Here is a 2,535-nt window from a genome sequence, read left to right as displayed (position 1 = left end):
TGAAAAAAACTCAGATAGCTGGCCATTCGTCATGCGTACCGATAAGGTGCGCTTATTTTTGTATTTCGGGCTTACGTCTTTACTTGCTCTTGAAGAATCATAGCTTGATACCTTATGAGTTTTGTAATCAGCCCTGTCACGATGATGAGAATCATAAAAAACCCCACTCGTACGAGTCGGGTTCCCACACATCAATAATTTATTTTCGGCACCTGAGAGTGTACCAAGAATAGCCTCCATTATGTTATCCGCTACCCCTGATGCTTCATCAACCACAAACAGCATGTAATCCTCGTGGAAACCTTGCATATTCTCAGGTTTTGTCGCTGTACGAGCAGTTGCAAACCAACGTTCTTCATTACCTATCATGTAGACCTTAGTTTTGGTCCACTTTAAAAAGTTTTTAACAAGTGTACCTTCAAGCCATTTTGCAATCTCAGCCCACAACACGTCATTTAACTGTTGTCGCGTTGGAGCGGTACATATCACCTTTGGATTTGGGCGACAGCAAAGGTACCAAATGACCGTTACCGCTTCAAGACCCGTTTTCCCTACCCCTTGACCGGAGCGGACACTTACAAAAGGATTATGTGCTAGATCGTTTAAAACCTCACGCTGCCATTTATCAGGGTAAAACTCTAATATATCCTCTGCAAAAGCCACTGGGTCATCCCAGTAAACGTCTATAAGGTCAACTAATACATTGTAAGGTTTGTTACTCATGTGCCTTCACCCTACGTTTTTCAGCGACCTTGCCAAGTGCAGCTACCCAATCCTCAGAAGCTTGATTTTTGTTGCCACCCTCAATGTTTTCGATTTCAACTTTTATCTTATCAATGTTCAATTTAGCCAGTTCATTCTGTAATCGTTTTTGCTGATTTTCATTAAGTAAATCATAATATTTAGAGAGCATATTAAGTGCTGCCATCTTTTCCGCAAGCTTGACCTTAAACATGCCATCCTTACCTTTTGACAATTCGCTGATAATCGTTCCATCAATCTCATCTGATTTTTTCAAATAAAATGCTGTGTACGTGTATGGAACAATTCGAGTGATCTCTTTCTCTAGTTTTCCTTCATCATCAAACTTTCGTTCAATTTCCTCGACTGTTGATTCGATGCTTTCGAAGCGGATGAAATCACTAATATCCGCAAATGCTATATCGATATATTTTTGTAGCACCGCTTCGGCTGATAACATCAACCCATCTGCAATGTCTTTTTTCAATCGAGCAATTTCGGTTTTTATGCCATCATTCGCCATCAACCGGTGAGCGTTCGCATGAGCGGTTCGATAATCACATTCGTATGCTTTTTGATAGGCTTTTGTAGCATTCCAGTATCGAACATAATGCATGCAAAAAAGCAACTGTCTATCGTTAAGACCGTCACTCTGGACGATTTCAAACTGTACAGTTGCTTGCGATCCCGCTTCTGATTTAACGTCGCTCCGCTTCGGTTTATTTTTTACGGAACGTTCCGTATTTTTTGGCTGTTTTGATTGGAACGTTCCATTCGATTTCGTCTCAAGACGGTCATCCCATTTATCTTTATTCTTCCAACCTCGTACAGTGCCCTCAGATACACTTAACTGCTCCGCTATATCTTTCAGCTTTATATCACCGTTATGGGCCTTGTAAATATCATATGCTTGGTCACGTCTTGGATCTCTTGCTCTAGCCATATCTCATATCTCACCACCACCTGTACCTAAAGCCTTGGAAGCCTCTTACTCGTTCTAGTTGTTCTTGCCTTAATCAAAAAATAAGACAACCGCTCCATGTGATATTAGTAACCTAACACATAGCAATTGCCTTTGTTTCGATTCGTTTTATTTTCATTGATGATTCAATAAATAAAATCAATCATACTGTTGCTATTTCTCTTAAATAAAGTGTTAATTATTTCATTTTCTTTAATTTCATAATCCAATTGAGTATACAATATTCTAACTTTTCCAATTTCAATTCGATTTCAGTAAATCATTCCCCTTCTCGAAAGACACTCGCCATCTTAATCATACATTAAATTTATAATTACTTCTTGATTCTATTCTCTTCACCATGAACTAAATGATTAGTTCTAACAAACACTTGTTGCGGAGTTAGATTTTTTCCCGAACACGTTTATGACGCATAGGTAGGTCTATCCTTCCTAGTAATTGGTTGTTTCGAAAATATCAAAGGAGGAACCTTACCGCGCCCCCTACCTTCAATTTTACATTATATTTTTCCTATCATAAACTATCATACATGTTTTACAATTGTTCCAATTGATCTTTTTGCTATCTCTTTTACTTACATTTCATTTTATTTCTAGTTTCTATAAAAGTTAAAATGTTGTACGTTTATCTAAAAAGGTGTTAATTATTTATAAAAAACGAAATAGTAAAAAGAGAGATTTAAGGAAATTATTATCATATAAAAGCGTTTATCAAAAATTATTATACTTTATTTGAGGCTCTTCACCAAAATATGTGCTTGACTAAGAGCCATACTGAATCCATTCGGCATTGCATTCTAGTAAAATTGTCTC

The 2,535-nt window shown here is 37.4% G+C and carries 2 protein-coding genes; both read right to left on the bottom strand.

Going from position 1 to position 2,535, the window contains the following annotated elements; translation table 11 throughout:
* The coding region (locus AC3WOM_RS26595; RefSeq protein WP_492449183.1) for a DEAD/DEAH box helicase family protein at positions 1–723 on the bottom strand (723 nt) is incomplete at its 3' end.
* Positions 716–1,684, bottom strand: coding sequence for a terminase small subunit (locus AC3WOM_RS26590; protein WP_492449180.1), 969 nt, complete (start codon positions 1,682–1,684; stop codon positions 716–718). The genes AC3WOM_RS26595 and AC3WOM_RS26590, both read right to left, overlap by 8 nt.
* Positions 1,685–2,535: the final 851 nt, after the last annotated feature.

This window comes from Lysinibacillus sp. FW301-JW8 (assembly GCF_058788755.1).
This window is presented reverse-complemented; position numbering and strand designations above follow the sequence as displayed.

What these genes read in the sequence shown, in the direction of transcription:
- AC3WOM_RS26590 (WP_492449180.1), bottom strand. Translation starts at nt 1,684, where the DNA reads ATGGCTAGAGCAAGAGATCCAAGACGTGACCAAGCATATGATATTTAC.